The sequence below is a fragment of the Streptomyces sp. NPDC054961 genome, from assembly GCF_053609145.1.
On the sequence record NZ_JBSGWY010000052.1, the window covers coordinates 47625 to 53538 of the forward strand.

The following is a 5914-nucleotide window of genomic DNA, read 5'->3' on the forward strand; positions in this document are numbered from 1 at the left end:
CGCGCGGGCGCGGGGGGGGGTGGGGGGGGGGGGGGGGCGGGGGGGGGCGGCCCCCCCCCCCCCCCCGGCGCCCCCCCCCCCCGGGGGGCCCCCCGGGGGGGGGGGCCCGGGCCCCCCCTCCGTGCGTTCCGGACGGGGGGATCAGTCCTCGGAGGTGATCCCGTAGACGGCGTAGTGCCGGCCGCGGGAGCGGTCCTGGTAGGGCCGCAGCGCCGAGGGGTTGTCCTTGTGGTCGGGTCCGAACTGCCAGGTGCGGTAGGCCTCGAGGGTCTCCCACTCGCTGTGCAGCAGGTACTCCCCGGGCCGGTCGACGTCCCGGAGCAGCTCGCTGCGGATCAGGCCCGCGATCGCGGTGCCCTCGCCTTCGCCCCGTACCCAGCTGATCTCGCGGTAGGTCTTCTCCAGCTGCTCCGCCTCGCCCTCGGGCGCGCGGAGGTAGATGACCACCCGGATGCGTTCGCCGCTCATGCCGATCCTCCTAGGCGTAGTACTCGGGCGCCACGCGCAGCGACTCCCACTGCTTGGCGTCGTGGCCGTGGACGATCAGGGCGTTCTCGTCGAAGGCGACCCCGATGAGCTTGCGGGTGCTCTCGCGGACCGCCTTCTCGTCCTGGTCGAAGGGGAAGACGGGCCGGTCGTCCGGGTCCATGGCGATGGCCATGGGGATCGCGTCGACGGCCAGCAGCACCGGGCCCGTCCCGGGCAGGCGCACCAGTACCGACTGGTGGCCGGGGACGTGGCCGCCGGATTCCAGCAGCTCGATGCCGGGCAGCAGTTCGGTGTCGCCGTCGACGGTCCGGTAGTTCAGCTGCGGGAGGTCCCACAGGGCGCGGGTGGCCTCGAAGCGCGGGTCGGTTCCGGAGCGGGCGAGCTCGAGGTGCGCGCGCTGGATGACGAACTCGGCGCCGGGGAAGGACGCGTGGAAGCCGGCGTGGTCGGGGTCCAGGTGCGAGCAGACCACGTAGGAGATGTCGTCGGCCGTCAGTCCGAGCGTCGCGAGCGTGGTCACCACGTCCTGGCCGGCGTCCACGCGGATGCGCGCGCCGGGCGACGGGTCGACGGGGGCGCCGGTGTCGACGAGGACGTTCACGCCCTCGTCGGTACGGATCAGATAGCCGGGTACCGGCGCCTCCAGTCCGGCGATGGTGCCCAGCCTCAGCAGGTACAGCCTCATGTCCGCAGGTCCCCTTCCGGAGCGGCCGGCGCCGCTGCCCGGGGGCATGGTCGGGGTAGCTCCTCAACTCCCGATGGAGCCCGGCCCGGGGGCGCCGTTGTGGCCGGAACAGACCGGCACGCTCTCTAGCGCGCCTCGAGTCGCCATCGCCACACTGCTGACGGCCACTCGTCTATCAAGGAGAGCCACCGTGACCGAGGCGGAGAACAAGGTGTACCAAGAAGGGGAGACGGAGCCCGATCCGCAACGGTGGCGTGCAGCCACCGTGATCCTCGTGGCCATCGCCCTCGACCTGATCGACACGACGATCGTGAACGTGGCGCTTCCCGTGCTGCAGACGGATCTGGGAGCGGGCAAAGCCGCGCTCCAGTGGGTTGCCGCTGCCTACACCCTCACCTTCGCCCTCAGCCTGATCACGGTCGGCCGCGTCGGCGACATGCTCGGACGCAAGCGCCTGCTGACGGCGGGCATCGTCTCGTTCGTGCTCGCGTCGCTGCTGTGCGGTGTCGCGCAGAGCACGGAGATGCTGATCGCCGCGCGGGTGCTGCAGGGCTTCGGCGGCGCCATGGTGATGACACAAGGTCTCTCGATCTTCCAGGTGGCGTTCCCGCCGAAGGAACGAGCAGCCGTTTTCGGCCTGTTCGGTGCCCTGTCCGGGATCGCCGCGATGATCGGCCCGCTGCTCGGCGGCGTCCTGGTCAACGCCGACCTGATCGGCTGGTCCTGGCGGCCGATCTTCCTGGTCAACGTGCCGATCGGCATCGTCGCGCTGATCGGTGTCGGGATGTACGTGCGCGAGTCGCGCTCGGATCACATCAAGCGGCTGGACCTGGTCGGCGTCGCGCTGATCACGGCCGCCCTGCTGGCCCTGCTGTTCCCGCTGATCCAGGGCGGCGAATCCGGCTGGCCCGCGTGGACGTTCATCGCGATGGCCTGCTCGGTCCCGCTGTTCGTGGTCTTCGGTGTGTACGAGGTCCGCAAGGCGGCGCGGGACGGTTCGGCGCTCGTGGAGCCCAGCCTCTTCAAGGAGCGGTCCTTCGTGGCCGGCCTCATCGTGATGCTGAGCTTCTTCGCGATCATCGCCGGTCTGTTCTTCCCCTTCACCCTGTACCTCCAGGTCGGCCTCGGCTTCTCGCCGCTGGCCTCCGGTCTGGCCACCATCCCGTTCTCCTTCGGCGCGATGATCACCGCTTCCTTCTCCGCGGTGCTCGCGCTCAAGATGGGCCGCAAGGTGCTCAGCATCGGCATGGTGATCATGGGTGTCGGCATGGTCGCCCTGATCTGGACCATCAACCACTACGGCGCCGACGTGGGCGGCTGGAACCTGGCTCCCTCGCTCACGGTGCTCGGCCTCGGCCTCGGCTTCGTCATCTCCCCGGTCGTGGACATCGTCCTCGGCGGGGTGCCGGTGGAGCACGCGGGCTCCGGCTCGGGCGTCCTCAGCACCGCCGACCAGCTCGGCGCGGCCGCGGGTGTCGCCGTGATCGGCGTGCTCTTCTTCAACCTGCTCACCTCGCAGGCGGTGCCGGGCGCTGACGCCGCGCTGCCACAGCTACGCAAGGAGCTCGCCGCCGTCGGAGTGGCGGAGCCCGCGCAGGAGCAGATCGCGGTCAACTTCCGTGCCTGTGCGAAGGCGAGTTCGGACGAGGGCGACTCGGGGCAGGTCCCCGAGGCCTGCAAGGAGATCGTCCCCGCGTCGGCCGTGCCCGCCGGTGCGGCCGAGAAGGTCGGCAAGGCGCTGGCCGACGCGTCCGTGAAGGCGCGCGAGGAAGGCTACGCCAAGGCGACCGGCAAGGTCCTCTGGTACGAAGTGGGCGTCATCGTCCTGGGCTTCCTGCTGACGTTCCTGCTGCCCAAGCGGCCGCGGGAGCCCGAATGGGCCGGCGGCGATGAGGGCGCCGCCCCTGCCGACGGAGCGAGCGAAGAGGCACCGCAGGCGGTCCGTGCCGCCGGCGAGAGCTGACCTCCCGCCCCGCCCTTCGGCCGCGGACCCCGGATCCGAGCGCACGCCGCTCGGGTCCGGGGTCCTGTGCGTCGTGCGGGCTTCAGCAGCCTTCGAGTCACTTTGAAGAACGGGCCTCCACCCTGGCCCGACCGACAAAGCCCCGTTGGCTTCCCATTGGAGGGTCCGTGTCCCTGCGCCTGTTTACCTCGGAGTCCGTGACCGAAGGCCACCCCGACAAGATTGCCGACAGGATCAGCGACTCCATCCTCGACGCGATCCTGCGGGACGACGCCACGGCCCGCGTGGCCGTCGAAACCCTGATCACCACAGGGCAGGTGCACGTGGCCGGAGAGGTCACCACCAGCGCCTACGCCGACATCCCCGCCCTCGTCCGCGAGGCGATCCTGGAGATCGGCTACGACTCGTCCGCCAAGGGCTTCGACGGCGCCTCCTGCGGCGTGTCGGTGTCCATCGGCGCGCAGTCCCCCGACATCGCGCAGGGCGTGGACACCGCGTACGAGAAGCGGGTCGAGGGCGATGAGGACGAGCTCGACAAGCAGGGCGCCGGCGACCAGGGTCTGATGTTCGGGTACGCGACCGACGAGACCCCGGAGCTGATGCCGCTCCCGATCCACATCGCGCACCGCCTCTCGCGCCGCCTGACCGAGGTCCGCAAGGACGGCACCGTGCCGTACCTGCGGCCCGACGGCAAGACGCAGGTCACCATCGAGTACGACGGCGACAAGCCCGTCCGCCTCGACACCGTGGTCGTCTCCACCCAGCACGCCGCCGACATCGACCTCGACGCGCTCCTGACCCCCGACATCCGCGCGTTCGTCGTGGAGCACGTCCTCGCGCAGCTCGTCGAGGACGGCATCAAGCTCGAGACCGAGGGCTACCGCCTGCTGGTCAACCCGACCGGACGCTTCGAGATCGGCGGCCCGATGGGCGACGCCGGCCTCACCGGCCGCAAGATCATCATCGACACCTACGGCGGTATGGCCCGCCACGGCGGCGGCGCCTTCTCCGGCAAGGACCCCTCCAAGGTCGACCGCTCCGCCGCCTACGCCATGCGCTGGGTCGCCAAGAACGTCGTCGCCGCCGGCCTCGCCTCACGCTGCGAAGTCCAGGTCGCCTACGCCATCGGCAAAGCCGAGCCCGTGGGTCTCTTCGTCGAGACCTTCGGCACCCACCGGGTCCCCGTCCAGAAGATCCAGGACGCCATCGACGCGGTCTTCGACCTCCGTCCGGCCGCGATCATCCGCGACCTCGACCTGCTGCGCCCGATCTACGCCCAGACCGCCGCCTACGGCCACTTCGGCCGCGAACTCCCCGACTTCACCTGGGAACGCACCGACCGCGCGCAGCAGCTGCGCGAGGCCGCCGGCCTCTGAAGCCACCCCGACGAGCGACTCGCGGCCGCCCATCGTGTCGGCAGAGGAGAGCAGACATGCGCATCGCAGTGACAGGTTCCATCGCCACAGACCATCTGATGGCCTTTCCGCGAAAATTCGCCGATCAGCTCATCGCGGAGCAGCTGGACAAGATCTCGCTCTCCCTGCTGACGGACGAGCTGGAGATCCGCCACGGCGGTGTGGCCGCCAACATCGCCTTCGGGCTCGGCTCGCTCGGCCTGTCGCCGCTGCTGGTCGGCGCCGCCGGGGTGGACTTCGGCGACCACCACCAGCTCTGGCTCAAGGAGCACGGCGTCGACACCGACGGCGTGCGCGTCAGCGAGACCCTGCACACCGCCCGCTTCGTGTGCGCCTCGGACACCGAGCAGAACCAGATCGGCTTCTTCTACGCCGGTGCGATGGCCGAGGCGCACAAGATCGACCTCGGGGAACTCGTGCGGCGCACCGGCGCCGTCGACCTCGTCGTCGTCTCCCCGAACGACCCCGCGGCGATGCTGCGCCACACCCGGGACTGCGTCGCCCTGGGGATCCCGTTCGTCGCCGACCCCTCCCAGCAGCTGGCGCGGCTGGAGCGGGACGAGGTGCGCGCGCTGCTCGACGGGCCGCGCCACCTGTTCACCAACGCGTACGAGTCCGTGCTCATCCAGGAGCGCTCCGGCTGGACCGAGCAGCAGATCCTGAGCCGGGTCGGAACCTGGGTCACCACCGACGGTTCCAAGGGATCGCGCATCTCCCGCGCCGACGCGGCGCCGGTGAGCGTGCCCCCGCTGCCCTCCGTCCGGACGGTCGACCCGACCGGCGCGGGCGATGCCTTCCGCTCGGGTTTCCTGGCCGCGCTGGCCTGGGGCCTGGGGCACGAGGACGCGGCCCGGCTGGGCAGCGGGGTGGCGGCGCTGGCCCTGGAGTCCCGCGGCACCCAGGAGTACGCGCTCGACCCCGGGGCGCTCCTGGAGCGGCTGACCGCCGGGTACGGCGCGGCCGCGGTCGAGAACCTCGCGCACCGCCTGCGGGCGCTGTGATGACACCGGAACCGATGGCGCGGGCGGACCGGGTCGCAGCGCTCCGCCAAGCGCTGGCGACCCGTGTGGTGGTGGCCGACGGGGCCATGGGGACGATGCTCCAGGCGCAGGACCCGACCATGGAGGACTTCCAGCAGCTGGAAGGCTGCAACGAGGTCCTGAACGTGACGCGTCCGGACATCGTGGCGAACGTGCACCGGGAGTACTTCTCGGTCGGTGTGGACTGCGTGGAGACCAACACCTTCGGCACGAACTACGCGGCGCTCGCGGAGTACGACATCGCGGAGCGCAACCACGAGCTGTCGGTGGCGGGTGCCCGGATCGCGCGGGAGGTCGCCGACGAGTTCACGGCCTCGACGGG

The 5914-nt window shown here is 71.0% G+C and carries 6 protein-coding genes; 4 read left to right on the forward strand and 2 right to left on the reverse strand.

Annotated features, from left to right (window positions below; genetic code table 11):
• Nucleotides 1-141 precede the first annotated feature (141 nt).
• Together ACWF9Z_RS32320 and ACWF9Z_RS32325 are read right to left on the reverse strand one after the other, a co-directional pair.
• On the reverse strand, nt 142-468 hold the full coding sequence (locus ACWF9Z_RS32320) for an antibiotic biosynthesis monooxygenase family protein (RefSeq protein WP_453608226.1): 327 nt from the start codon (nt 466-468) through the stop codon (nt 142-144).
• A gap of 10 nt (nt 469-478) precedes the next feature.
• Complete coding sequence (locus ACWF9Z_RS32325) at nt 479-1174, reverse strand: N-acyl homoserine lactonase family protein (RefSeq protein WP_453608229.1); 696 nt, start codon at nt 1172-1174, stop codon at nt 479-481.
• Between the two features lie 190 nt (nt 1175-1364).
• Between ACWF9Z_RS32325 and ACWF9Z_RS32330 the strand changes: the two genes are divergently transcribed.
• The 4 genes from ACWF9Z_RS32330 to ACWF9Z_RS32345 all read left to right on the forward strand — a co-directional run.
• Nucleotides 1365-3137, forward strand: a complete 1773-nt coding sequence (locus ACWF9Z_RS32330) for a DHA2 family efflux MFS transporter permease subunit (RefSeq protein WP_453608232.1) — start codon at nt 1365-1367, stop codon at nt 3135-3137.
• Between the two features lie 167 nt (nt 3138-3304).
• A complete protein-coding gene (gene metK / locus ACWF9Z_RS32335) occupies nt 3305-4513 on the forward strand; it encodes a methionine adenosyltransferase (protein ID WP_453608234.1) in 1209 nt (402 codons plus the stop codon).
• Between the two features lie 56 nt (nt 4514-4569).
• A complete protein-coding gene (locus ACWF9Z_RS32340; protein ID WP_453608236.1) occupies nt 4570-5553 on the forward strand; it encodes a carbohydrate kinase family protein in 984 nt (327 codons plus the stop codon).
• Nucleotides 5553-5914 (forward strand): homocysteine S-methyltransferase family protein (locus ACWF9Z_RS32345; RefSeq protein ID WP_453608239.1); only part of this gene is annotated, 362 nt, incomplete at its 3' end. The genes ACWF9Z_RS32340 and ACWF9Z_RS32345, both read left to right, overlap by 1 nt.

What these genes read in the sequence shown, in the direction of transcription:
- ACWF9Z_RS32325 (WP_453608229.1), bottom strand. Translation starts at nt 1,174, where the DNA reads ATGAGGCTGTACCTGCTGAGGCTGGGCACCATCGCCGGACTGGAGGCG.
- ACWF9Z_RS32340 (WP_453608236.1), top strand. Translation starts at nt 4,570, where the DNA reads ATGCGCATCGCAGTGACAGGTTCCATCGCCACAGACCATCTGATGGCC.
- ACWF9Z_RS32320 (WP_453608226.1), bottom strand. Translation starts at nt 468, where the DNA reads ATGAGCGGCGAACGCATCCGGGTGGTCATCTACCTCCGCGCGCCCGAG.